This window comes from Pseudomonas sp. YuFO8 (assembly GCF_035065025.1).
GTDB lineage: Bacteria > Pseudomonadota > Gammaproteobacteria > Pseudomonadales > Pseudomonadaceae > Aquipseudomonas > Aquipseudomonas putida_AE.
Genome location: NZ_JAXDEQ010000017.1, coordinates 103,003 through 128,063, shown reverse-complemented (window position 1 = coordinate 128,063; position 25,061 = coordinate 103,003). Strand labels below are relative to the sequence as shown.

Here is a 25,061-nt window from a genome sequence, read left to right as displayed (position 1 = left end):
CGACGGTACCGATGAAGCGGCCGAGCGTATCGCTCGCGTGTTGCACAACGACCCGGCGACCGGCGTGATGCGCCATGCCGATGCCGGTTACCAGATCGCGATCGACTGCGCCAAGGAGCAAGGGCTGAACCTGCCGATGATTACCGGTAAATAAAAAACCGGCCTTGGCCGACGCAAACCTGTAGGAGCTGGCTTGCCAGCGAATGCCGCACCGAGGTGTGTCAGGAAAGACGCCTTCGCGAGCAAGCTCGCTCCTACAGGGGGATTGCACATCCGGAATAACAATTCAGCCCCTTTCCCCGAGGAAACTGCCATGAGCAACAACCCGTTTACCCAACAACTACAGGGCGTTCGCGTACTGGACCTGAGCCGCGTACTGGCCGGCCCGCACTGCACCGCCATGCTGGCAGACCTCGGCGCCGACGTCATCAAGTTCGAAGTGCCGGGGCACGGCGATGACAGCCGCCACCTGGGCCCGTTCAAGGATGGCGAAAGCGTCTATTTCGGCCTGATCAATCGCGGCAAGCGCAGTGTCGAGATGGACTTCAAGTCTGCCCAGGACCTGGCCCTGTTGTATGAATTGGTACGCGATGCCGACGTCGTCGTGGAGAACTTCCGCCCCGGCGTAACCCGTCGCCTGGGCATCGACTTCGATACCCTCAAGCAATACAACCCGAGGCTGATCTACGCGAGCATTTCCGGCTTTGGCCAGCACGGCCCGCTGTCCAACAAGCCCGCCTACGACATTGTCGCGCAAGCGATGTCCGGCCTGATGAGCGTCACCGGTTTTGCCGAGACGGGACCGACGCGCAGCGGCGAGTCCATCGGCGATCTGTGTGCCGGTGTCTATGCCGCCTGGGCGATCAGCTCGGCGCTGTTCGCCCGCGAGCGGCACACCCCGGGCGCGCAATTTATCGACGTGGCCATGTTTGATGTGTTGTTCAGCCTGCAAATGACCGGGCTGTCCAATCTCTTCGCCCACGGCGTTGCGCCCGGCCTGGTCGGCAACCGCCATCCGGTATCGACACCCTTCGACACCTACTCTGCAGCCGACGGCCAGGTGGTCATCGCGGTGGCGAGCGACAAGCTGTTCCAACGCTTGTGCCAGTGCATGGGCAAGCCGGAACTGGCCAACGACCCACTCTTCGCCGAGGACCCGCAACGGACGTTGAACGAGCCGGCGTTGCGCGCACAAATCGAACACTGGACGCGCCAGCTGAGCGTCGAGCAGGCCTGCGACATCCTGCTCGATGCCGGCGTGCCCTCCTCCCCGGTGTGGAACCTCGCCCAGGCCGCCGACAGTGAACAGGCGCACGCCCGTCAACTGCTGATCCGGCCCGAGGGCGCCGCGCAACCGCTGGTGCCGCAACCGGTTTTCTTCAATGGCCACAAACCCCACGCCGTCACCCTCGCCCCACGCCTGGGCGCTGACAATGCGGCATTCGGCATGAACAAACAGGAGCTTTCCCATGAACTTTGAATTGGATCAAGTCGAAATGGCGGTGATCGAATCCGCTGAAAAACTGGCCCGCGAGGTGATCCAGCCCCGCGCCCAGCATTACGACGAAACCGAAACCTTCTGCGCCGAAAGCCTGCAAGCCTTGGCAGAACTGGGTGGCATGGGCATCAACCTGCCGGAGGAATATGGCGGGCTGGGGATTGGCAGCCTGGCCATGAGCCGTGTGGTCGAGGCCGTGGCCGGTGCTTGTGCCTCCACCGCGTCGGCCTTGACCGCGCACTTCCTGGCGACCGACTCGATCCTGATCGGCGGCACCGAAGCGCAAAAGCAGGAATGGTTGCCCCGCGCCGCCAGCGGCGAGTTGCTCGGTGCCTTCGCCCTGACCGAACCGGCCGCGGGTTCCAACCCGGCCGACATGCGCTGCCGTGCGCAACCTGAAGACGGTGGCTGGAGAATTCGCGGCAGCAAGCACTACATCACCAACGCCCGCGAAGCCGGTTTCATCGTGCTCTATGCCAAGACCGACGCCGACGCCGGGCACAAGGGCATCAGCGCCTTCATGATTCCCCAGGGCACCGAGGGCATCAGTTTTTCCAGCCCGGAAAAAACCATGGGCCTGCGCGGTAGCACCATCTATGAGCTATCCCTGGACTGCTGGTTGCCCGCGTCGGCACTACTGGGTAGCGAAGGCGACGGTTTCAACACGGCCATGGCGGTGCTCGATCGCGGCCGCGTCGAAGTGGCGGCGATGTCCCTGGGGGTGGCCAATGCGGCGTTGCAGGCCAGCCTGGGCTGGGTCCGCGAACGGCAGATCGGGCCCAAGCCGCTGGCGGCCTATCAAGGCACGCAATGGCGCCTGGCCGACATGCACACGCAACTGGAAGCCGCGCGCATGCTCACCTGGAAAGCCGCCGCGCGTCGCGACAGCGGTGAACGTTTCAGCCTGGAGTCGGCCACCGCCAAGCTGTTCGCCGCCGAATGCGCCGGCTTCGTCACCGATGCCGCGCTGCAGCTGCACGGTGGCTATGGCTACATCCGCGACCTCCCGCTGGAGCGCTACGTTCGCGACGCGCGCATCCTGCGAATTTTCGAGGGCACCTCGGAAGTACAGAAAATCATCATTTCGCGAAGCGTGCTCGACGCCCAGCGTTAACAACGCGACAACCGGGGCCTGATCCCAGGCCCCGCCCTTTTTATCCCAACCCGAGAAGGTTGTCGTATGCCACGACACCCGAGAGGAACCGCCATGTCCGCCTCCAAAGAAAGTGCGCAGCGCAAGACGTATATAGAACGGCGATCCATCGATTACATCCCCGAATCGGAGCGCCATGGCCGGCTGCTCAGCCAGTTCACACTATGGTTCGGCGCCAACCTGCAAGTCACCGCGATTGTTACCGGGGCGCTGGCCGTGGTGCTGGGCGGTGATGTGTTCTGGTCGTTGATCGGCCTGCTGATCGGGCAACTGCTGGGCGGCGCGATCATGGCCCTGCATGCGGCCCAGGGGCCACAGCTTGGCCTGCCCCAGATGATCTCCAGTCGCGTGCAGTTCGGCGTCTATGGCGCGGTCATTCCCATCGTGCTGGCCTGCCTGATGTATGTGGGGTTTTCGGCCAGCGGTTCGGTGCTCGCCGGCCAGGCCATCAGCCAACTGATGAACGTCAGCGATGCCAGCGGCATTCTGATTTTCGCGGCCATGATCGTCGTGCTGACCGTTCTCGGTTATCGGACCATCCATGTGATCGGGCGGCTGTCGAGCCTGATTGGCGTGGTGTCGTTTTTCTACCTGTTCTATCGCTTGCTGTCGGCCCACGACATCGGCGAACTGCTGGCCAACCGGCATTTTTCCCTGAGCAGTTTTCTGTTGGCCATCTCGCTGTCAGCCTCCTGGCAAATCGCCTTCGGCCCCTACGTCGCGGACTATTCGCGCTACCTGCCGAGAACCACATCCGCCGTGAAGACCTTTCTCGCCGTGGGCCTGGGATCGGTGATCGGCACACAGATCTCGATGATCTTCGGCGTGTTCGTCGCGGCGCTGGCGGGCGATCAGTTTGCCGGCCATGAGGTGTCCTACATCGTTGGCCTGGGGGCGAGTGGCTTTGTCGCCTCGCTGCTGTTTTTCAGTATCGTGTTCGGCAAGGTCACCATCACCACTCTCAACGCCTACGGCAGCTTCATGTCCCTGGCCACGATCGTCAGCGGCTTTCGCGGCAATCAGGAAATCTCCAGGACCCTGCGCTCGGTCTACATCCTGATCATGGTCGGGTTGGCGACAGCGCTGGCACTGATGGGGCGGCACTCGTTCCTGCATGATTTTTCCGCCTTCATCCTGTTCCTGCTGGCGTTTTTCACCCCCTGGAGCGCTATCAACCTGGTGGATTTCTACCTGGTGACCAAAGAGCGCTACGACATACCCGCCCTGTCCGATCCCGATGGCCGCTATGGACGCTGGAACCTGCCGGGCATTGCGGTCTACACACTTGGGGTACTGATTCAGATGCCGTTCATTGCTACCAGTTTCTACACTGGTCCCCTGGTCGAGACACTGGGCGGCACCGATATCTCATGGCTGATCGGCCTGATCGTTCCCGCCATCATCTACTACTGGGTGGCGCGGGGTTCGCGACAACGGATTCCTTCGCGACTGATTCTGCCGCAGGAGACCACCCCGGTCTGATCCACCTCAACACAGGGCCGCTCGCCCGGGCTGCCCTGTCCCTAAGCCAGATCGAGTTTCTTCCATGCCTGCCGCTAACGCCTGCGCCCTTTCGCCACCCACCCCTCGCGACCGGCTTGTTCACGCTGCAGTCGAACTCTTCGCCACACGCGGCTTCCAGGCCATTGGCCTGCGTGACCTGGCAGGTCACCTGGGGCTGCAGGCCGGGTCGCTTTACCACCACATCGAAAATAAACAGTGCTTGTTGTTCGAGCTCATCGAGTCCGCCTTGTCAGACTTGCTGCTCACGACCAGGCGCCGCCTGAAAGGCGCCAGGAACCCAACCGAACGGCTACGTCGTTTTGTCCAGGCATTCGTCAGCTTTGCTCTGCTTGAAAGGCACCGATTGATCCTGGTGACCCGCGAGTTCGTCAACCTCAACGAGGAACAGCAACGCCACGCCGACCAGTCGAAGCGCGCACACAGCAAGCTGTTGAGCGACATCATCGCCGAGCAATACCGGGTGAAGGGCAAGCCGGATGCCGAGATCTGCCTGATCACCCACGCGGTGATGGGCATGCTCTATGGCCAGTTGCAGTGGAGCGAAGTGCAGATCACCCAACAGCACCTGACGGACTTGTTCACCGGTTGTGTCATGCGCATGATCGCCAGCAGCCAGGATATCGCGCTACGGGAGCCTCAGGACGTCGAAGAGGATGGGTTCTTGTAACGCAACGCCTCCACCAGCAACGCAAACGCGGGCGACGCCTGGCGCCGACTCGGGTAATAGAGATGAAAACCGGAAAACCATGGCGACCAGTCTTCCAGCACTTGAACCAGGCGCCCGGCTTCGAGGTGAGGCGCGACCAGGTCATGGGGAATGTAGCTCAACCCGAAACCGTCCAGCGCCGCTGCCAACAGCTGATAAACACCGTTGTAGGTCACCTGGCCTGTCACGCGAACCTTGAGACGTTCGCCATCCTTGGCGAACTCCCAGGCATACAGGCCGCCGTTGGTGGGCAAGCGCAGGTTATTGCACAAGTGATCTGTGAGCGCCCGAGGCGTCGTGGGTAGTTCGCGGTTGGCAAAGTAGCCAGGAGACCCCACCACCGACATGCGCATGTCCGGCCCGATACGCGTGGCAATCATGCCTTGCGCCACGTCCTCGCCCAGCCTGACCCCGGCATCAAAGCCCTGTGCGGCGATGTCGACGAAGCTGTAGTCGCAACAGACTTCCACCGAGATGTCCGGATACCTGGGGAGGAAGTCTTTGAGCACGGGCCGAATGATCTGGTCCAGCACGTGATCCATTGCGTTGATACGGATATTGCCCGCAGGGGTGTCGCGCAGATCACTCAGGTCAGCCAGCTCCAGTTCGATTTCCTCGAAGTGGGGTCCCACCCTGCTCATCAGGCGCTCGCCGGCCTCGGTGGGCGAAACGCTGCGGGTGGTGCGCGTCAACAAACGCAGTCCAAGGCGCGCTTCCAGGCCACGAATTGTATGGCTCAGCGCTGATTGGGAGACGCCGAGCCTGGCAGCGGCCTTGGTAAAGCTTCGCTCCTTTGCCACGGCGAGGAAGGCAAGCAGATCACTGGCGTTTTCCCTGAGCATTGATGAGAACCTCACATAAATATTTTCGGATTCTAGCCTCTAATCATATTAATGAGCAGCTGATAGATTTTAGATCCATTCAGGTCGTCACCGACGGCTGTTGCCTCAAGGGAACCGTCATGAAAAATCTCGCGGCCACGGCGTTGTCGCTGTCATTGCTCGCTTTCGATGTAACCGCAGAAGGGGAAAAACCCATGCTCGTCATTAACCCGAACGGCTCGCAGCCTTCCGCCAAGGGACCCGCCGATTACTTTACCGGCACTGTTCGGGTCGACGCGCCGTTCAAGGGGACACAAGAGGCGCGGGTCAGCGGCGCCACCGTGACCTTTGAACCGGGCGCTCGCACTGCCTGGCACACTCACCCGTTGGGCCAGACCTTGATCGTCACCGCGGGATCCGGACTGGTGCAGGCGTTGGGGCAACCGGTTCGTTCAATCAAACCGGGAGACACCGTGTGGATTCCACCAAACATCAAACACTGGCACGGCGCGACCGCCACCACTGCAATGACGCATATCGCCATTGCCGAAGTGCTGGACGGCGAAGTGGTCGACTGGCTGGAACAGGTCAGCGACGAACAGTACGCCCAAGGGCTTTGATCGAATTCACACGAGGTCCTCATGAAAAACACCCGCAAAGTCATAGTCGTCATTGGAGCAGGTTCGATTGGCCAGGCGATTGCCCGCCGCGTCAGCGCGGGTAAACATGTCCTGCTGGCCGACCTGCGCCTGGAGAACGCTGACGCAGCGGCCAAGGTGCTACTCGACGCAGGCTTCGAAGTCAGCACGACCGTCGTCGACGTTTCTTCGCGCGAATCGGTCGAGGCACTGGTTCGAATGGCAACCGCCATAGGTGACATCACCGGCGTGATCCACGCGGCGGGTGTTTCACCTTCCCAAGCGCCGGTAGCGACCATCCTGCGAGTGGACCTCTATGGCACCGCCCCGGTGCTGGAAGCGTTTGGCAAAGTGATCGCCGAGGGCGGCTCGGCAATCGTCATCGCCTCGCAGTCCGGCCATCGCCTGCCCGCCCTGACACCCGAACAGGACAAGGCACTGGCCACCACGCCTGTCGAGCAATTGCTGGCACTGCCCATGCTTCAGGCCGACCAGGTGACTGATCCATTGAACGCCTATCAGATCTCCAAGCGCGCCAATTCGCTGCGCGTGATGGCCGAGGCCGTACGCTGGGGCAAGCGCGGGGCACGAGTCAACGCCATCAGCCCCGGCATCATCTTCACCCCACTGGCCAGAGACGAATTGAGCGGTCCGCGTGGCGAAGGCTACCGCCGCATGATCGATCTCAGCGCTGCCGGCCGTGGCGGCACACCCGACGAAGTCGGTGCAGTCGCGGCGTTACTGATGGGGCCCGAAGGCACCTTCATCACCGGCAGCGACTTTCTCATGGATGGCGGCGTCACCGGAGCCTACTGGTACGGAGACCTGGCGCCTCAGTAAGTCACTGCCGTGGAACTGATGACCTCCACCCTCCCTGCCCGCTGTGCAAAGGGCGAAAGTGCGCTTGCAAGGGCTGAAGAAAGCGCATGGGTAGTAACGCAAGCTCAATCAGCGCAGCCCCATGGATCGGTTGATTAGCGACATCTTTGAGTCGATAGCTGCCCTTCACGACAGGCAGCTTTCGGCCGATTCTGTTGAAAAAGTAGATCTCCTGCCTGGCCTGCTTGAGCTATGAAATAAAGTCTGTCGGGAATAAATGGAGTCTGTCGCAGGCTGCTGATTGCTTTGATCAGCGCCTGTTACAGACTTGAGGTATTCCAGTGATTGTCACGTGGGTGAACGACCGCACGCTTTGGGCCTTTTCAAAGCTGAGGAGTTTGAAAGGTTGGGCCGCCTGATAGCTAGTGGAGATGGCGGGACTGAGATGGCCATGGCTTCATCCAAGGGATCTGCCACCGGTCATTCAACCGCCCCGGTCGCTAGACTATTAGTCGTCGGGCTCTGCGTAGGCTTCTGCCAGAAGGGCTTGGGCGTGACCTTCCAGGAAGTCGAAAACCTCCTCTTGGATATACCCGTTGTATTGCTTCCGCCGGCCCTTTGATACGACCCCATTCTGGTCTAAGCACTGCATTATCAGCTTGCTCAAGAGGCTGCCGCGCACGTCGTAGTTGTCATTAACCACCTTGAGCAACGTGTCGTATCGTTGCAGATACTCGGTTTCTTCCCTCAGTTCAATTTCCAATGCCCGCTTGGCCATTTCCAGCGTGAAGGCCACACATTCAGTCGCATCCCAGTAGCGATAGAGGCTTGGGTCGCCGGTGAAGTTAAGCGACATGTTGTCGGCATCGATCCAACGAACGTCCCAGAATTGCCGGGCAGGTTTCGAGAAGCTCTGCAGAGCTTCAAGGTAGCGTTGCTCCTCTCGCTTCATGGCAACGGAGACAGGGAGTAACAAACCGTTCTCCAGCGCACCGCTGCAGCACAATGCCTGGTGTATCAAGAAGCGCGACAGTCGGCCATTCCCATCCATGAAGGGATGCAAGAACACGAACCCGAATGAGGCAATGCCGGCGGCCACCAGCGGGTCAAGCTCCAACGGTGCACGGTTTGCGAAGGCCATGAGTTCGAACATCAGATCCCGGCAAAGGTCTGGAGGTGGGGGGATATAGGTGACCCCTGCCGCTCCTCGAAAGGAGTTGGTCAGGTGGTTTTGTTCATGCCGGAAGGCCACCGCCCATTCAAGCGGTTGGGAAATTGCATTGTTTTGCAGAGAGACCAAGTAGTCTTCGGTAAGCGGCTGGCGGTCATGTGCCTGGCGCAGCAACTGAACGAAACGCTCTGACTTCTGCTGGCTTGGTGCTTCCTTTTCAATCGCAAATGAGGAATCTGTTTCGCTCAGGTACGCCCAGTTGATGGTGCGATCCATCATTTCCTTAGGCAAGGAAGCAATGAACTCTTTCGAGCGCCCTAGAATGTCGTATTCAAGCAGGGCTTGGACCTCAGGCGTGCGCTCTACCGTCGCGCAATATTGGAGTGTCCCCAGCCCATTGAAGTCCACGCGCCAGCGGTTGTTTCGCACCGATGGGCCAGTGATGTAGCGCTCTGGATCAAAAAGGAGGACGCCGGGGCCCCGAGGCTTGTCCGTGTAGTCCAGTAAAGCGCCGGAGTAGACTTCCCAGAGGAAGCAGACTTTACGCAGATAGCCACTGCTGGGAGATTGGGTTATGGCCTCGACAAGGAGTTGACCTTCAATGCGAGGCAGAGCCTGCGCCAAAATAGAGAGATTGACGCCCTCATGTTTGAGCGCAAAGATGATGTGGGCGAGAAAATCCCCAGCCTCCGGTGCAACCGCTTGCGGCACTGCAAGCGCGCCGTTGATCCGCTCAATGCGGGTGACGGGTTGAACGAGTGCGGGCTTCTTTACCCCGATAGCCTTCAGCCCCATCGCATTGATCAAATGGGCGTAACCCACTAGATTTCCCATTTTTTCCCCAGTCGTTGGCTAGATTTTTTTAACCGAGCCAAGATTTTCTTAAAATACGCGCCGAACACTCAGAAAATATTAACCGAAAATGGCTGCGTAACCACTATTTTCGGGCTTTCTGATTTTCGGCGCGCCGGGAATCTGTGTAGTGGTCGGCCCCGGACTCTCAGCGTGGCAGCCTGAAGGTAGGCTCATCAGCCGCAGCATGATGGGACAATTGTCGAGTGGGCAAGAGACCAATAGCAGCCCTTCATGATCGGCTGCTATTGGCAAAAAAGGTAGCAATGGCCGACACCGACCTACGTGTCAGCAATGGGTCGCACTACTTCGATACCACCAGCGCCGGTGGCTGCCAGCTGCCTTCGCCAGCGGGAAGAATCGAAGGGGGGGCGGTCTTTGGCCAATAGAGGCGCATTACCAGAAAGACGGTATCGTCAGGCGCGGGCAACCAGTTTGCCTCCTTGGCCTTGCCGGGGGAGTCTTTCTGGATGTACAGCGTCAGTGAACCATCCGTGTTTTTCTTCATCGCCGACAGCATCGGCGAATTGATCAGGTAACGGTTGAGCGGATTCTTGACCAGCAGCTGGCTCTTGCCGTCGTACATGGTCACTGACCAGAAGGCATTGACTGGCGGCAGTTTGCCGGCCGGGAAAGTCAGCGTGTACTTGCGCTTGCTGGTATCCAGCGTATGGCCGGTGCCGTCGGTGCGCGTGTTGGGATACATCGCCTCGACGGCGTCGTTGCCGTAAAGGCCGCCTTTCGCAGCACCAGCACGCTTCAGCCAGTCGGCCTTGTAGAACGTTTGGTCGCCGAAGTACGCGCCTACGTTCCAGCCGTTGATTATCTTCGTCCCGCTCGCGAGGAACTTGTCGACCTTCTCGTCACCGGCCTTCATCCCGAGCAGGACCACAGCCTTGTGCTCGAGCGAGAGGTCCTTGAATTCGAAGGTGCGACCAGGTCCCACCCCAATGCTCGCCAGCTTGGCCCGGATCTCCTGGTCGTCGGCCGATGGCGGCACATACTCCATCGCGGCCGACAAGTACTCGTAGAAGTTGGCCTTGATGCCTTCCGTCGTAGCCGGCACGAAATCAATCTTCGGCGCAGTGGGCGGCGCGGGTTGATGGAGGAAGGCGGAAAGAGGCTGGACCTTATAGCCCGCTTGCACCTTCTCGACATTCGGCATGTCCTTGGCATTGTAGAGCTGAGTCCGAATGGCGCTCACGGCAAAGGGGGTGGTGGAGGTGAAGACTTTTTTGATACCGGGAGGGGGCGCGCCTTTCCAATCGGGACCGACCACCATGTAGTCGCCCGCTTCGTTGCCGGTGGCACGGCTGCCGATGTAACCGTAGTTGTAAGTGTTGCCGTCGATCATCTGCACCGAGTAGTAACGCCGCTTGTCCACTGCCGGCACCGAGATAACCATCGGCTCCGCGCGCAGGTCCAGCCAGACAAATGAGTACGGGGTGTCGCTGTTCGGAGTGATGATGGCCGTATCTTGGTAGGTGAAGACGCGAGGCTCGTTCTTGATCTGGTTGAACGGCGCCTTGTATTGCGGGCCGCCCTTGTCGACGGCATATTCGTGCATCACGGCGTAGTTCATCACCAGCGGCAAGCCGTAGATGAAACCTTCCTCGGCGATCGCCTTGGTCTGCTCGAGACTTGGTGCGGGTACGCCCTTGGTCACATCGGCCTTGTTTGCCTGTGTGATCGGATCGTTCTTGCTCGCACACCCAGCAAATACCGTTGAACCCACTACGACGAGTGCCGCAGCCATCGTCCAGCCCCGGTTTGACTTCCTGTTCATTTTCACCTCGTTGGCTTAGTGCAAGCTGGCGTCGTGAGTTTTCATGCCGACGGTTAGATACCAGGCATGACACATGAAACGCTCTTGGATTTTTCTCAGTAGCGCCAAGTCGCGTTGGCGGTCAGGGCCTGAATTTAGGCGTTGTCGAACTCGCCTGATACACGATAACCAGACAAGGTTTTTACGGATCGACTGGCATGGCCCCATCCACACGCCCAAGGAGTGTAGATCACAATAAGCCGGCATCCCCTTGCGAGCTAAAGGCGAACAGTCAGAAAACTACTGTTGTGTGTCCGATATCATTAATGAGGGCTGCCTGCGACTGCAATGGGTCGCTTGCAGTCCTTCGCGACAGGCAACAACTGGCCGCTAGTCGTTACTCATCAATGGTGACTACCCCCCCTCACACCACCGCAGCTGCAATCGTTCTGGAACGCCAGGCAAAAGCCAACACCATCAGCAGCCCCAGACCCGCCACTGCCGCTCCGGCCAGGGAAATCGCCGGATAACCCAGACCGGCATTGATCACCGCTCCACCCAGCGCCGCACCAATCGCGTTGCCCAGGTTGAAGGCACCGATGTTCACCGCCGAGGCCAGATTGGGCGCGTCCTTCGCAGCCTCCATGACGCGCATCTGTAGCGGCGGCACCAGGGCGAAGCTGGCGATACCCCATATCAGGATGGCAACGGCGGCCGGCAGCGGCCAACGCATCAGCACGGTGAACGCCAGCAAGACGAGAATCAGCACACTCAGCGAAACGATCAGTGTGCGATCTATCGAGCGGTCGGCGGCCTTGCCGCCCCACATGTTGCCCAGCGTCAACCCCACACCGAACAGCACCAGCATGGCGGTGATGTAGGCGGTGGACGCATGGGTCTCGCTGCTGAGGATCGGCGCGATGTAGGTGAAGACGGTAAACATTGCACCCGAGCCGACGACGGTCAGGGCCAACGCCCCCAGCACCGGGCCACGGCCCAGTACCCGAATTTCGGCCATAACGCCGACGCTTTTCGGCGCCGGCAGGTTCGGCAGGGCGAACCACAACGCGGCCATGGCCACCACGCCGAGGCCGGTGATACCCCAGAATGCGGTGCGCCAGCCGAACAGTTCGCCAAACCAGGCGGCCAGCGGCACATCGCCGATGGTTGCCAGGGTAAGGCCCATGAACATCGCCGCAACCGCCCCGGCTCGTTTCTGCGGAGCGACGACGCTGGCGGCGACGATGGAGCCAACGCCAAAGAACGCGCCGTGGTTCAGTGAAGTCACCACTCTGGCGACCATGAGGCTGTAGTAATCGGTGGCCAGGGCTGACATCAGATTACCCAGGGTGAAAATCGCCATGAGTCCGATCAGCAGATAGCGCCGGGGAATCCTGCCGGTGGTCAGGGTCATCAGCGGCGCGCCGAGCAGTACGCCCAGGGCGTAAGCACTGACCAACAGACCTGCGGCGGGAATGGAAACACCGAGATCCGCAGCGATGCCCGGCAACATGCCCATGGGGGCGAACTCGGTAACGCCGATGCCAAAGGCACCAATGGCGAGTGCGACAAGTGGTGGATTGATACGCATGGAAGGCTCCTTATCTATGCCGCCAATGCTACGATCCAACCTTTTCAGGCGGTAGATAGCATTTTCGGCAATCACCTTTGCGTAAGAGGCACAAATGGACTTCAACGGCAGGTCAGGTGAAATGGAAGTGTTCGCCACGGTGGCGCAGGAAGGCAGCCTGTCGGCCGCCGCGCGTGCATTGGGGCTGACACCCTCGGCGGTCAGCCGGATCATCGCGCGTACCGAACAACGTCTTGGCACGCGCCTGCTGTTGCGCACCACCCGAGCGATCACCTTCACCGCCGAGGGCGAGGCTTTCCTGCGCGGCGCCCGGCGTATCCTGGCCGACATGGCCGAGGTTGAAGAAGCCATCGCCGACCAAGGCGTACCGAAGGGCCGATTACGCGTCAGCGCCGCCCTTGGCCATGGGCGACTGGCCATCGTTCCCTTGGTGGCAGCATTCAGCGCCCGCTACCCGAACATCGTCGTCGACCTCACCCTCGGCGACGAAGTGGTCGACATTCTCGGCGGCCAGGCCGACGTCGCGGTGCGCTTTGGCCATCTGCCCGACAGCCCGCTGACCGCGCGCAGGATCGGCAACACCGGCCAGGTAGTGGTGGCATCGCCCGAGTATCTGCAGCGCCACGGCATCCCCCAGGAACCGGAAGACCTGCTACGGCACAACTGCCTACGCTTCAACTTCCGGCGTGCGGAACCCAACTGGCCGTTCATCCGCGACGCAAGAGAGTTTTCCCTGAAGGTCAGCGGCAACATCGAATGCAGCAGTGGTGAAGCGCTGGCACAACTCGCGCGAGTAGGTGCCGGCATTGCGCGTATCGGCGAGTTCAGCGTGAGCGAGGATCTGCAGCGCGGTGACCTGATACCGCTGCTGGAAGCCTGGAACCCCGGCGACCAGGAGCCGATTCATGCGGTGTTCGTAGGGGGCTCGGCAATGCCGGCTCGGGTGCGGTTGTTCGTGGACTTCTTGTTGGAACATCACCGGATGTAAGCGGTGGCGTCACTTGATTCTTCCGGCTGCTCGTGATGCTGTACGCATCAAGCAAGTAGTGAACAGCCCATCGTTGGGCGCGCTATCAGTGGGTGGTCTGCCTGACTGGAACAATCGGGAGTCCATAACAAACAAAAAAACGGCCAAAAGCAGTCATCTGAACGAGTCAATGTCCAATCGATGCAGCGTTCGCAATACATCAGGCGCCTTTCATACTCGCCAGTAACGCCACATCCCTTTACGATCAAGGGATCACACGCAAGGAGCCACCTGAATGAGTTGCCTGATTCGAAACGCAACCAATGCAGATGCACTGGCAATCAGTCGGATCATCATTGGCACCCTTCGCGAGTCCAATACCCTGGACTATTCATCCGCAATCATCGATCAAGTGGAGTCAAGTTTTTCTCCATCGGCGATCCTTGATTTGTTGACCCGGCGTCAGGTGCTAGTAGCAACAACCGACAGTCATATCGTTGCAACAGCCAGTCTTGATAAGGACGTCGTCCGAAGCGTGTTTGTCGACCCAACCTGGCAAGGGAAAGGCATCGGAAGACAGTTGATGGCGATGATTCAATCGATCGCCATAAAAGATGGCGTCAGCCTCCTGCGTGTCCCCTCTTCAATCACTGCGCAAGGTTTTTACGCTGCGCTTGGCTTCAAGAAAATCCGCGACGAATTCCACCAATCCGAGCGCACCATCATCATGGCGAAGACATTGGAGCACTAGCCCGGATCCAGTACTTTAATCAGGCCAACAGAACGGAAGCTGTCATGGAAAATAACGCAGGCAAGCGAGTGGTCGTCATCGGGGCAGGCATTGTGGGCGCGTCCCTGGCGTATCACCTGGCTGGACTCAGGCCAATGCCTGTCGATGGCATCCCCATCATCGGCTATCTGCCCGATATCGATGGAGTGTACGTTTGCGCCATGCATCCTGGCGTCACGCTGGCGGCGATCGTGGGCCGACTTGCCAGCGAGGAAATAGTCGACGACAAGGTATCCCCTGCCCTTGAATCCTGTCGTCCCGAGCGATTCAGCAAATCGCGGATAAAAGGTCATGGATTGTCATGAAGTGAAAAGACGTTGTCGTCAAATGAAATGTTTGCCGTTCCCCCCTCTATAAGCTGCTGCTCAAGATCTGCGTGGCCAGCCCTGCCTTTTTCAATGCACGGCTTGCTCGCAGCCCTTTAACTGCCGGGCGCCCGTCTTCGGGGCCTTACCGGAGCAGCACAATGAACAAGAAAAATAAAGAACTCTCCCAGCAAGCCGCAATACACACATTGAACCTCAATCCGGCGGTCGGCCCTCGCGGGCGCGACCTGCTCGGTACCGCCCGCATGGTCCTGCGACAAGTGTTGAAGCAGCCCGTGCACAGCGCTCGGCACATGGCCGCATTCGGTATCGAGCTGAAAAATGTATTGCTCGACCGCTCGCCGCTCAAGCCCGCGGCGGGAGACAAGCGCTTCGACGAGCTGACCTGGCAGCGCAACCCGCTCTACCGTCGCTACATGAAGACTTACCTGGCCTGGTGCCAGGAGATGAACGACTGGATCAGCACCAGCAGCCTCAGCGAACAGGACGCTCAGCGTGGTCAGTTCGTCATCGGCCTGCTGACCGATGCGATGGCGCCGACCAACACCCTGGCCAACCCGGTCGCACTGAAGCGCTTCTTTGAAACCGGCGGCAAGAGCATCCTCGATGGCTTCTCGCAGCTGACCCGGGACCTGCTCGAAAACGGCGGCATGCCCAGCCAGGTGGACAAGACGGCGTTCGAGGTAGGCCACAACCTGGGCATCACCGAAGGTGCGGTGGTGTTTCGCAATGAGGTGCTGGAGTTGATCCAGTACAAGCCCCGTACCGAGCAGGTGCAGGTGCGTCCGTTTCTGGTGGTGCCGCCGCAGATCAACAAGTTCTACCTGTTTGACCTGACGCCGGAAAAGAGCCTGATCCGTTTTCTGCTCGGCAGCGGTATCCAGACCTTCGCCATCAGTTGGCGCAACCCGGGCAAGGCCCAGCGCGAATGGGGTTTGACCAGCTACGTGGAAGCCCTGAAGGAAGCGATCGACGCGGTGCTTGCGGTCACCGGCAGCGCCGACCTGAACACCTTCGGCGCCTGTTCCGGAGGCTGCACCCTGTCCTCGCTGCTGGGTCACTACGCCGCCCTGGACGAGAAAAAGATCAATGCCTTTACCCTGGCGGTCAGCATGCTGGACATCCGCCCCGACACCCAGGTCGGGCTGTTCGCCGACGAGAAGACCCTGACGGCCGCCAAGCGCCGTTCCTGTCAGGCGGGCGTGCTCGAGGGCCGCGAGCTGGCCAAGGTCTTTGCCTGGATGCGCCCCAATGACTTGATCTGGAGTTACTGGATCAACAACTACCTGCTCGGCAACGAGCCGCCGGCCTTCGATGTCCTCTACTGGAACAACGACACGACCAACCTGCCCGCCACGCTGCACGGCGAATTCATCGATATGTACCAGACCAACCCGTTCGCTCGCGCCGGCGCCCTGGAGGTCGGCGGCACACCGATAGACCTCAGCCAGGTCACCAGTGACTTCTACTGCATCGCAGGCATGAGCGACCACATCACCCCGTGGGACGCCTGCTATCGCTCCATGCATCTGTTTGGCGGCCAGGGCGAGTTCGTGGTGTCCAACAGCGGGCATATCCAGAGCATCCTCAACCCGCCGGGCAACCCCAAGGCGCGCTTCATGACCAACAGCAACCTGCCCGTCGAGGCTCAGGAGTGGATGGATACTGCCAGTCAACAGGCCGGGTCCTGGTGGCCCCACTGGCTGGCCTGGCTGCAGGCACGCTCGGGCGATCACAAAAAGGCTCCGCGCAAACTGGGCAACAGGGCCTATGCCGCCGCCGAGGCTGCGCCGGGTACCTACGTGCACCTGCGCTGAATCGGTTGGCAGGGCTGTGTGCCTGCAGCCCTGCCATACTGTTGAGCATGACCAGCGCAACCTTCCGCTTCTATGAGGAGCTCAACGATTTCCTGCCCGCCGAACGGCGGCGGCAACCCTTTACCTGCGAGTGCGCGCGAGGGGCGACGGTCAAGCACATGATCGAGGCCCTCGGGGTACCGCACACCGAGGTCGAGCTGGTGCTGCTGAACGGCGAGTCGGTGGGCTTCGAGCGGGTGATCCTCGACAGCGACCGGCTGGCGGTGTATCCCAAGTTCGAAGCGCTGGACATCAGCCCGCTGCTCAAGGTGCGTGCGCAACCTTTACGGGTGCTGCGCTTCGTCGCGGACGCACACCTTGGCGGGCTGGCCCGGCTGCTGCGCATGAGCGGCTTCGACACCCTCTACGACAATGGTTTCGAGGATGGCGAAATCGCCGAGATCGCTGCGCAGCACGGCCGTATCGTGCTGACGCGCGACCGCGACCTGCTCAAGCGCCGAATCATCAGCCACGGCTGTTATGTGCATGCCCTTAAACCATCGCTGCAGCTGCGCGAATTGTTCGAGCGCCTCGACCTGGCTCGTTGTGCGCGACCCTTCAGCCTGTGCCTTCACTGCAACCTGCCGCTGCACGAGCTCAGCCCGGAACGGGCTCGGCCACGGGTGCCGCCACGCATTGCGGCCCTCCATTCGCACTTCCTGCACTGCGACGCCTGCCAACGGGTTTACTGGGAGGGGTCGCACTGGCGCGATATGAGTGCATTGCTGGCAGCTCTGATGAAACGATAGCCGCGTGCATCGGGCCCCTGCAGGACATGCAGTTCGGCACGGCGGATAGTGCGGCGCAGGATGTGCGCGTTGTACAGACGCACCAGGGGGTCGCGTTCGCCGGTGAGAATCAGCATCCGCTGGTGCGGACGGAACAGCCGTCATCCCGGCGATCAGGTCGGCATGGCGCGGCAGACGCATCGGCCAGCGGGGCATTTGCGATTTTCCGACCCCGGGCACGTCCAGCGTAATGGTCCTGAAATCCATCAGTTCATCGCGCAGGGGATCGAAGGTACGGATCAAACCACCCAGGCCGTTGAGCAAGAGCAGCGGTGAGCCTTGGCCGCGGATTGAAACATTCAACTGCAAGCCTTCAACGGTTATTTTTTGCGTTGGCATGGTTTGCGCGACCCTATCAAGACACCAGTAGCGCCTCATGGATTTCAATTGTCGGAATAGCATCCTCCAGACGCCGGTTATTGAGCATATCCCTCGTCTTGCTGACGTCGAAGATCTGCCCCTGATCAATCAAGGCCAGGATGAGCTCATCTGAAACACGGTAGCGACCACAGTCCGGACAGTCTCTTTCTTCCCATGGGCCGTCGCATTGAATGCGCTGTGCGACACCGACACAAATAAGACAATTCATCGCGATCACCATTTTTTAATATTTGTTCTGGATCCATCGCGAGCCACTAGCCAAGGCTTGCGCACCCTCTACTGTTGCGCACGAGGCTGATAGCTAATCGACTTGGTAGATCGAAAGAAAGTTCGCCATGTTGAGGTTGTCTCCGGTGCTTTTTTTGTACGACTTGCTCTGCTCGGCCTGTCCCTCGGCGCTATTGCGCGTTCACAGGATCACTCGTGACGCCTCGCGCATGAAAATTTCGACCGTCTTGGGACCAATACCTTCAAAGGCATTGAGCCGATTCTCAAAGTCCCGGCGATCCGCGCTCGCGCTGACGATATTACTCACCTTCCCTGCGTACTCATTGTTGAGTTTGTGAGCCAAGGCCAACAGACGCGCAGAGGTAGTTTCGTCATATCGCACATAATGCGCCTCGCCCAACATGGCGACGAGTTCCCGATGGGTGCTGTGGGCGAGCTTGCCCGGTGTGTCACGCTTATGCTTATCGACAATCACTCGATACGCTTGCGCGGCAATTCGGGCCTGAATCCTTTTGCCCATTAAAAAACTGGCGACCAGCCATTTGAACAAGCCCTCTTCATTTGCGCTTTGCAGGTCAATATTCAAATCCTGTGCACTGATAATCTCGTGCATTGAAATCTTCTCCTCTCAGGCGCCTTATCCGGTTCGAACGGGTAAGGCGGTCAGCCCAATGCCGTATCGAGAAACATCATGACCCCGAACCCCAGCATCAGCCCCAACGTCGCGGGCGTTTGATTGCCATGGCGATGTGCCTCGGGTATGACCTCATGGGAGACAACAAAGATCATCGCCCCCTGCTGCAAGGCCCAAAGCGACGGGGTAGCCCAGGGCGAAACTGGTTGAAATGCCGAGGCCGACAACAGCGCCTAAAGGCTCCATCAGGCCTGATGCAACGGCAATCAGGACGGTTCGGACATGAGACCTCCTGTTTCGCATCGTTGAATGAGAAACACCGCACGCCATGACGGCGTGCGGTGACATCTATCAGGCTTCATCACGTCCCTGGACACCCGAGCCCAGGTCTGCACCCGTGATGGGATTGCTTTCGGGGTCAGACATCGTGCGGGCTTTCATGTCCATCAGCAGCGAGTCTTCGTCAGCGCTCAACTCCACGCTGGCAGTGCCATCACCGCCATCGACTGCCGGCTTTGGATCTTCTACATAATCCCAATCGACACCCTGGTTCCACGGCCCACGCGTGCTGCCTTCGCCCTGAGACAGGTTGAAGTACACATTGGTGAACTCGGGCATGCCGGGCAGCTTGCCTTGCGGGAAGTTCGGCTGGATCGAGTGCAAGGCTTTTTCGAACGACAGTTGATGCGCGATCTCGCGGGTCATCAGAAACCCCAGGGCCTCTTTCACACCCGGATCATCAGTGACGTTCATCAAGCGCTCGTAAACGATCTTGGCGCGGGCCTCGGCAGCAATATTGGAACGCATGTCCGCCGTGGGCTCACCGATGGTATCGACGTAGGCTGCCGACCACGGCACGCCTGCGGAGTTGGTCAGTGGTGCACCGGCGCCGTACAGCAGACAGGTGATGTGCGAGTCATTACCGGCGCCATTGATTGCGCGATACAGCTCGCCCTCCTCTTCCACGCCTTCGGCCAGGCGGCCTTTGGCACCCTTGTTGAGCATCACGATGATTGAACCGACGATCTCCAGGTGACTGAGTTCTTCGGTGGCAATGTCCATCAGTAGATCCTTTCTGCCTGGATCCTCTTCGGCCAACGCCTGGGTGAAGTATCTGGACGCAGCGGCCAACTCCCCCTGGGCTCCGCCAAACTGCTCAAGTAAAAGGTTCGCCAAACCGGGATTGGGTTGGGCAACACGCACTGTGTATTGAAGTCGTTTGTTATGTAGGAACATGACGAATCTCCTCAGGCCAAAAAGGCGCCGATACTCATTCGGTGATTCACTGAATGCGGCGCCCACAGTCATCTGAAGGTGAAGGGCCTGAGAAAATTTTCTAAAGATTTTTCAAATTCGACGAGCGGCACGGCGTACTGCCACTCAAGCATTTATTTCACCAGTCGTCGGTCGATCCTTCGCAGATCCAAACTTACCTGACGTAAATATAATCTACATCGCGTGGAGCTACATCGCCCCTCCATCATCAACCCCGACCAACCACCGGCGCATGCTCAGCCATCAATGCCATTACCCAATCGCTTACGCGCTCAGCGTATCGATCACTCGCCGGACCTGACTCAGCAGATGATCGACATCCTCGGCAGTGGTCGCGAACGAGGTGACAAAGCGCACGATGTTTGGCCCCCAGCGATCATGGTAGAACCCGAACCCGGCCTTCAGCAGAGCTTCGATGATTGCCGAATCCAGCTTGCAAAACAGGATGTTGGCCTCGGCGCCGGCCATGACTTCAACGCCTCGCAGACCCGCCAGCCCACGGGCCAGGCGCTGGGCGGCTGTGTTGGCCTGGCGTGCGTTACGTAGCCACAGGTCGTCGGTGAGGTACGCATCGATCTGCGCCGATATAAAACGCATCTTGGAGAGCAGATGGCCGGAGCGCTTGCGGCGATAGCTCATCTCGGTGGCAAGCGTGGGGTTGAACAGGACGATCGCTTCGGCGGCCAGCGCACCATTCTTGGTAGCCCCGAACGAGAGCGCATCCACCCCGGCTTTCCACGTCATCTGCGCCGGGGAGCAGCCCAGGGCAACCAACGCGTTGGCGAACCGCGAACCGTCCATGTGGAACCCCAGGGCGCTTGCCTTACACACCTCACCGATGGCGGCGATTTCGTCCAGGCTGTAGAGGCTACCGACTTCAGTGGCCTGGGTAATGCTGACGCAGGCAGGTTGGGTCGTGTGCACGTCACCGACCTTTTCACCTGTCCGTTCGCGCAGGCGGGTGACATCCAGCTTGGCCGACGGGCCGTCGATGGTCATCAGCTTCGCGCCGTTGGAAAAGAACTCGGGGGCGCCGCATTCATCGTTGTTGATATGGCTGGCGGGATGGCAATAGATGTTGCCCCAGGGTGGCGTCATCGCACTCAGGCACAGGCTGTTGGCGGCGGTGCCGGTAGGGACGAGAAAGACCTCCACGTCGCGCTCGAAGATCTCGCTGAGCTTGAGCTTGACCTTTAGGGAGAGTTCGTCCGTGCCGTACGCACTGGCCTGGCCGGTGCTGTGCCTGATCATGGCCTGCGCCACTTCCTTTGAGGCCCCCGCGATGTTGTCGCTGGCAAAACTCAATGCGAGCGGTTGGTTTGATTGAGCGTTCATCTACCTGTCCTCGGCTGCACGGGCGAAGAAGAGTCGCCCGGTTTTGCGCATCCTAGGGCGAGGGACAGTGCCCAGGCTTGTAAAAAATTGACGGCCAGCGAAACGCCGACACTCAATGCCTGTAGCGTGAAGGCGCGACGCCGAATGCGTGTCGAAACGCACGGTTGAAGTGGCTTTGATCGTAAAACCCGACCGCGTGGGCGACATCGATGATCGGCAGTTCGCTGCGCGACAGCAGGCCACAGGCTTGTTCAAGACGCAGTCGCAGCAGCCATGCGTGCGGTGTCATGCCGATGGTCCGTTTGAACTGCTTGAGGAACGAAAACCGGCCCAACCCGCAAAGACCGGCGAGGTCATCCAGGGTAATGCGCTGATCGATGTGGCTGAAACAATAGTCCCTGAGGCGTGACCATTGCAGGGGCGAGAGCGCTCCAGAAATCGCCTCGGGCACGATCACCCGCGACTGACGCAACAGACCCTCGACAAGGGTCAGCCATTGCGCCTGCACCGCGAGACCGCCAGGGCCGATGGTCTGCTGCATGGCCTCGTGCAAGCCGCGCAGGGGGCCGGCAAGCCCGGTGTTTTCGAGCAACATGCCGGCCAGCTCCAGCTCACTGGGCCGACCACTGATGTCCTCTGCGAGGCTCGCGACCAGCGCCTGGGACAAACGGAATGTCTTGAGCGTGTAGGCGCCGCCGCCTTCGGCCACGCCGTCGTGGATTTCACCCGGCGGCATCAGGGCAATGTTGCCCGGCCCCAGCAGAAACGACTCGCCTTTGGATCGATGACGCTGGATGCCTTCGGTCACGAAGCCAACGTGGAAGTCGAGGTGGTAATGGCGATCGAAACCGGCATCCGTCAGGCGCGCCGAGCCCAGCACGAGGCCGGGAACTTCACTAACGTGGTGGTAACTTGCGTGCTCAGTCATGGAATCCGTACCAGGATCGGCGGCGAGGAAGGCCAACACATTCTAGATCTGCGCAAGATATGGATCTACAGGTTGTCAGCTAGTAACTGCCGCGAAGCACTGCTTATGGATGCCCGGAAAGTTACCCATTAGCTGTACTGCTGACCACTCAACAGTAAGGGCAGTTGTCACATCGCCGATTAATTCTTTTTTTTTGGTGAATATCAGTGCAAGTTTAACCGAGAAATAGCTAATTTACGGTCTGACTTTTTTCATGATTTCCTCTATCATTTTAAGCGTGTCCGAGCCACGACCCTCGATAAGTTCAACATAAAAATTGCTATAAGCATCCGAAAGTTCCCGATATTTCCGAAGGCTTGACTCATCCATGATGCGATGGCCTGGTATATCCCTTGCTTCAACTTGGGTATTGATCTCACCACGCTCAGCTGCGGATATCAAATATTCCATTTGCCCGTACAAAGCCAGTGCTGCCGGCTCTTTGTCCTTATACAATTCCAGTTGTTTTCGCAATTCGATTGCGGTCTGTTTTAACGCTTGAATATCCATACTAATTCCTAATTGTCGATTTCGCCAATGAGCTTTGCTGCAGACCACTCTTGCCGATTAGGCACCAAATATTGTGCCGCCTCTCCCGTTCTCGTGATTCCACCCATTGTTGTTATTTTACTTAATGCTCAAATGCTCAGATGCCGCCAGATCCTCTTCGACGAAGCGCAGCATCGCCTCCGCCAGCGCCTCGCGCGGATAGGCATTCTGTGTCACCAACAGTGATCCGAGGGTCGAATGGGTTCGGGCGATCGGCACTGCCAGTGCCCAATGATCGGCGTTGATATAGCCCATCAGGCGGCTGCCCGGCACTATCTGATCGTAGAAAATCACTTGGCTGTCGTTACGGGCATCGATCTGCGCCAGCTTGTTGTAACTCGATTTCAGTATGGCCGAGATGTGATCCGGCTGCGGGAAGGTAACGAGCGAATAGTAGTTCAGTTCGGACGGCAGCCGGTGCTGCGCCAGCCAGTTCTTGCGCGTTGCGGGTCGCAGGCTGTCGATCGCGCCACCGTCGCCCGAATCGCAGGTCGAACCGGGAAAGTGTCGCAACAGGTCCGCCTGGTACTGCTCGGCATCGTTGGCCAGCGCCGAGCCGCCGACCGAGCCGGCTGCGCTGACCACTGCCGCCACGCGGCCGCGGATTTCCGGGTAATTGACCATCGCTTCGAGAATGTCGGGCGCGCCCTTCGAATAACCGATCAGGACGAGGCGCGGCGGTCCGGCTTCGGCTGGCATCGCCATGATCGCGTCACGTATTTGCCGAGCGTTCTTTGCGGAACTCGATAAGGCGTCGACCTTCATCTGCACCAGGTCATAGCCGAATTGACGCAGATGAACCGCTACGCTGCCGGGCGCTTGCAGCCATTGCTCGAAGCATTCGTAGCCGACGCCGGCCACCATAGCGCCGATCAGACGGCGTTTCGATTGACCGAGATCGACGGGCTTGCCAGTGCCAGCAGGTTCGCTGCCGACGCGTGTCAGTGCCTCCTCGCAAGGGCGGCTATCGGGAATCTCGCTTCCTCGCGTATTGAGGATCGAGCAAAAAATCTCGCGAAAGCGCCCCCGCTTGTCCTGCACGCCGGCCTGCGACGCGGGGACCAGCACCAGCGGCGGTGTGTCCGGCGAGTAGGCCATCAGCGGCGCGGGTGCGCAGGCGGTGAGCCCATGGCAGGCAGCGATCATCAGCCATGCCATGCCAGCGCTGCGCAACAATGGGTAGGCACCGCACACACGGCCGGCCGAGTCATCCGGCCTGCCGAACAGTTTACTCGCGGGCATTGTCGACCTCCTTGCGTGCAGGCGATTCTCGCCAGTCCAGATACGGTTCCCAATCGAGCATCTGCACCTGCGACAGGCTCAGCGGTCGCGTCGCAAAGAACATGACCGCACGCAGACCGTCGCTGAAGTAATGGGCGCCGCTGAACGTCGTTCGCGGTTGTGCCTGGGACGCGGGACCGACGCCGGTGACGAACCCGAGCTTGTCCAGGCCGGCCGAATACATCATGTCCTGGATCAGCAAATTTCTCGCCTCATCGACGTCCTCATGCAAGACGAGATTTTGCGCCTCGCGCGGTGCAAAGCGTCCGCCGGTTGGTCGTGCGACCTGCGCGAGATAGACGGAGTGACCCTCGAAGCGCATTGGCATGATCCACAAACGCACCCAGGTCGCCGGCGCTCCGGCTTGCGATTGCTTGCGCACCACGGCATCGGGCATGCGGCCGAACGCACGTTCGGCCGCATCCGCGGGGTGCGTGGAACGCCGGTAGCCGCGCCGCACAAAGGCGGTGGCGATATCGGCGAACTCACCGACGAGAATCACATTGAACGGATCGCCCTGCGCCCTGCCGTTCGCGTCAGTGGCGCAGCAGGGAAGGCGCTCCAGCGCGGCACGCAGCGCGACCAGATCGTCATAGTCCTTGATCTCGGAACCTTGATGCTGGAACAAGCCTTCGGCAAACCATTTTTCCCCGGCATCGTCCGGCACCCGCAAGAAGAGAGAGAACGGGATCAGCGTCTTTCTCTGCAGCAGATCGATATTCAGCAGCCGCGTAGCGCGCTCCGGGTTGATGAACAGCAAGCCCGCTTTCGTTTCGCCTGGCAGGACGGGATTCTTGAACCCCAGTTGGTCCAGGTGTGCATTGATGCGCGCGTTCGCTGCCGGGGCGAATAACCCGTGCATGGACCAGGCGACTTCCAGTGGCGAGAAATAATCGGGATCGGTTCCCGGCCGCAGCAACAAGAGCGGCTCGGCAGACCGGTTCTGGACTTCGACCCACACGGGCTGCACACGCGTCCTGTCCAACTCGACCCCCAGCATTTGCCGCCTGTCTTCGGCACTGAGCACGGCGGCGCTGACGCGTATCTCGTGATGGGTGGCCGTCTGCGCACGTTCACGCAATCCGGAGGTACTGAAATCGGCAGGCGCCTGCCAGGTCGAACAAGCAACGGCGAGTGCAAGCATCG

23 protein-coding genes and 2 pseudogenes are annotated in these 25,061 nt (G+C 59.8%); 12 read left to right on the top strand and 13 right to left on the bottom strand.

Features of this window, described 5'->3' with window-relative positions; all coding sequences use genetic code 11:
* From SOP95_RS17180 to SOP95_RS17160, 5 genes are all read left to right on the top strand, one after another.
* Positions 1-154: hypothetical protein (locus SOP95_RS17180; protein WP_323607740.1), on the top strand; the 154-nt coding region annotated here is incomplete at its 5' end.
* Between the two features lie 159 nt (positions 155-313).
* Positions 314-1,480 (top strand): CaiB/BaiF CoA transferase family protein, encoded by a 1,167-nt coding sequence (locus SOP95_RS17175; RefSeq protein ID WP_323607736.1) that lies wholly within the window; start codon positions 314-316, stop codon positions 1,478-1,480.
* The gene (locus SOP95_RS17170) at positions 1,470-2,612 is read left to right on the top strand and encodes an acyl-CoA dehydrogenase family protein (RefSeq protein ID WP_323607735.1); all 1,143 of its coding nucleotides are present in this window, start codon (positions 1,470-1,472) and stop codon (positions 2,610-2,612) included. The genes SOP95_RS17175 and SOP95_RS17170 overlap by 11 nt, the downstream gene beginning before the upstream one ends.
* A gap of 93 nt (positions 2,613-2,705) precedes the next feature.
* Complete coding sequence (locus SOP95_RS17165) at positions 2,706-4,133, top strand: purine-cytosine permease family protein (RefSeq protein ID WP_323607732.1); 1,428 nt, start codon at positions 2,706-2,708, stop codon at positions 4,131-4,133.
* A 64-nt stretch (positions 4,134-4,197) separates the two neighbouring features.
* Positions 4,198-4,842: a TetR/AcrR family transcriptional regulator gene (locus SOP95_RS17160; protein WP_274076462.1), complete on the top strand. Its 645-nt coding sequence runs from the start codon at positions 4,198-4,200 to the stop codon at positions 4,840-4,842.
* Here the strand turns inward: SOP95_RS17160 and SOP95_RS17155 are convergent.
* Entirely contained in the window at positions 4,812-5,723 is a 912-nt protein-coding gene (locus tag SOP95_RS17155; protein WP_323607731.1) for a LysR family transcriptional regulator, read from the bottom strand. The two genes, SOP95_RS17160 and SOP95_RS17155, sit on opposite strands and share 31 nt — an antisense overlap.
* A gap of 119 nt (positions 5,724-5,842) precedes the next feature.
* Here SOP95_RS17155 and SOP95_RS17150 point away from each other — a divergent pair, with 119 nt between their 5' ends.
* Together SOP95_RS17150 and SOP95_RS17145 are read left to right on the top strand one after the other, a co-directional pair.
* Complete coding sequence (locus tag SOP95_RS17150) at positions 5,843-6,322, top strand: (R)-mandelonitrile lyase (RefSeq protein ID WP_323607729.1); 480 nt, start codon at positions 5,843-5,845, stop codon at positions 6,320-6,322.
* Between the two features lie 21 nt (positions 6,323-6,343).
* The gene (locus SOP95_RS17145; protein WP_323607728.1) at positions 6,344-7,180 is read left to right on the top strand and encodes an SDR family oxidoreductase; all 837 of its coding nucleotides are present in this window, start codon (positions 6,344-6,346) and stop codon (positions 7,178-7,180) included.
* A gap of 487 nt (positions 7,181-7,667) precedes the next feature.
* On the opposite strand, the gene SOP95_RS17140 is transcribed toward SOP95_RS17145, so the two are convergent.
* The 3 genes from SOP95_RS17140 to SOP95_RS17130 form a co-directional block, all read right to left on the bottom strand.
* Positions 7,668-9,164 (bottom strand): Fic family protein, encoded by a 1,497-nt coding sequence (locus SOP95_RS17140; RefSeq protein ID WP_274076458.1) that lies wholly within the window; start codon positions 9,162-9,164, stop codon positions 7,668-7,670.
* 322 nt (positions 9,165-9,486) lie between these two features.
* Entirely contained in the window at positions 9,487-10,938 is a 1,452-nt protein-coding gene (locus tag SOP95_RS17135) for a DUF1254 domain-containing protein (protein WP_274076472.1), read from the bottom strand.
* Positions 10,939-11,371: 433 nt separating this feature from the next.
* Complete coding sequence (locus SOP95_RS17130) at positions 11,372-12,538, bottom strand: MFS transporter (RefSeq protein ID WP_323607727.1); 1,167 nt, start codon at positions 12,536-12,538, stop codon at positions 11,372-11,374.
* A 94-nt stretch (positions 12,539-12,632) separates the two neighbouring features.
* Here SOP95_RS17130 and SOP95_RS17125 point away from each other — a divergent pair, with 94 nt between their 5' ends.
* The 5 genes and pseudogenes from SOP95_RS17125 to SOP95_RS17105 all read left to right on the top strand — a co-directional run bounded on the left by SOP95_RS17125 (position 12,633) and on the right by SOP95_RS17105 (position 17,226).
* On the top strand, positions 12,633-13,526 hold the full coding sequence (locus tag SOP95_RS17125; protein WP_323607726.1) for a LysR family transcriptional regulator: 894 nt from the start codon (positions 12,633-12,635) through the stop codon (positions 13,524-13,526).
* Between the two features lie 274 nt (positions 13,527-13,800).
* Positions 13,801-14,256, top strand: a complete 456-nt coding sequence (locus SOP95_RS17120) for a GNAT family N-acetyltransferase (protein WP_323607725.1) — start codon at positions 13,801-13,803, stop codon at positions 14,254-14,256.
* A 119-nt stretch (positions 14,257-14,375) separates the two neighbouring features.
* A pseudogene (locus tag SOP95_RS17115) lies at positions 14,376-14,600 on the top strand (FAD-dependent oxidoreductase); the annotation flags it as partial.
* A gap of 161 nt (positions 14,601-14,761) precedes the next feature.
* Positions 14,762-16,438: a class II poly(R)-hydroxyalkanoic acid synthase gene (phaC, locus tag SOP95_RS17110; RefSeq protein WP_323607724.1), complete on the top strand. Its 1,677-nt coding sequence runs from the start codon at positions 14,762-14,764 to the stop codon at positions 16,436-16,438.
* 47 nt (positions 16,439-16,485) lie between these two features.
* On the top strand, positions 16,486-17,226 hold the full coding sequence (locus tag SOP95_RS17105; RefSeq protein WP_274076453.1) for a Mut7-C RNAse domain-containing protein: 741 nt from the start codon (positions 16,486-16,488) through the stop codon (positions 17,224-17,226).
* A 394-nt stretch (positions 17,227-17,620) separates the two neighbouring features.
* Here SOP95_RS17105 and SOP95_RS17100 read toward each other — a convergent pair whose 3' ends face one another.
* The 9 genes and pseudogenes from SOP95_RS17100 to SOP95_RS17060 form a co-directional block, all read right to left on the bottom strand.
* Complete coding sequence (locus SOP95_RS17100) at positions 17,621-17,854, bottom strand: hypothetical protein (RefSeq protein ID WP_274076452.1); 234 nt, start codon at positions 17,852-17,854, stop codon at positions 17,621-17,623.
* 201 nt (positions 17,855-18,055) lie between these two features.
* The gene (locus SOP95_RS17095) at positions 18,056-18,487 is read right to left on the bottom strand and encodes a DNA methylase (RefSeq protein ID WP_323607723.1); all 432 of its coding nucleotides are present in this window, start codon (positions 18,485-18,487) and stop codon (positions 18,056-18,058) included.
* Between the two features lie 50 nt (positions 18,488-18,537).
* Positions 18,538-18,772 (bottom strand): annotated as a pseudogene (locus SOP95_RS17090) (ZIP family metal transporter); the annotation flags it as partial.
* Positions 18,773-18,859: 87 nt separating this feature from the next.
* The gene (locus SOP95_RS17085; RefSeq protein ID WP_274076450.1) at positions 18,860-19,744 is read right to left on the bottom strand and encodes a manganese catalase family protein; all 885 of its coding nucleotides are present in this window, start codon (positions 19,742-19,744) and stop codon (positions 18,860-18,862) included.
* Between the two features lie 303 nt (positions 19,745-20,047).
* Entirely contained in the window at positions 20,048-21,118 is a 1,071-nt protein-coding gene (locus tag SOP95_RS17080; RefSeq protein ID WP_274076449.1) for a threonine aldolase family protein, read from the bottom strand.
* Positions 21,119-21,230: 112 nt separating this feature from the next.
* Positions 21,231-22,046, bottom strand: a complete 816-nt coding sequence (locus SOP95_RS17075) for an AraC family transcriptional regulator (protein WP_323607722.1) — start codon at positions 22,044-22,046, stop codon at positions 21,231-21,233.
* A 234-nt stretch (positions 22,047-22,280) separates the two neighbouring features.
* Positions 22,281-22,595, bottom strand: a complete 315-nt coding sequence (locus SOP95_RS17070) for a hypothetical protein (protein ID WP_274076447.1) — start codon at positions 22,593-22,595, stop codon at positions 22,281-22,283.
* A 117-nt stretch (positions 22,596-22,712) separates the two neighbouring features.
* Positions 22,713-23,876, bottom strand: a complete 1,164-nt coding sequence (locus SOP95_RS17065; protein WP_323607721.1) for a hypothetical protein — start codon at positions 23,874-23,876, stop codon at positions 22,713-22,715.
* Positions 23,863-25,059: an LssY C-terminal domain-containing protein gene (locus SOP95_RS17060; protein ID WP_323607720.1), complete on the bottom strand. Its 1,197-nt coding sequence runs from the start codon at positions 25,057-25,059 to the stop codon at positions 23,863-23,865. The genes SOP95_RS17065 and SOP95_RS17060 overlap by 14 nt, the downstream gene beginning before the upstream one ends.
* Positions 25,060-25,061 lie beyond the last annotated feature (2 nt).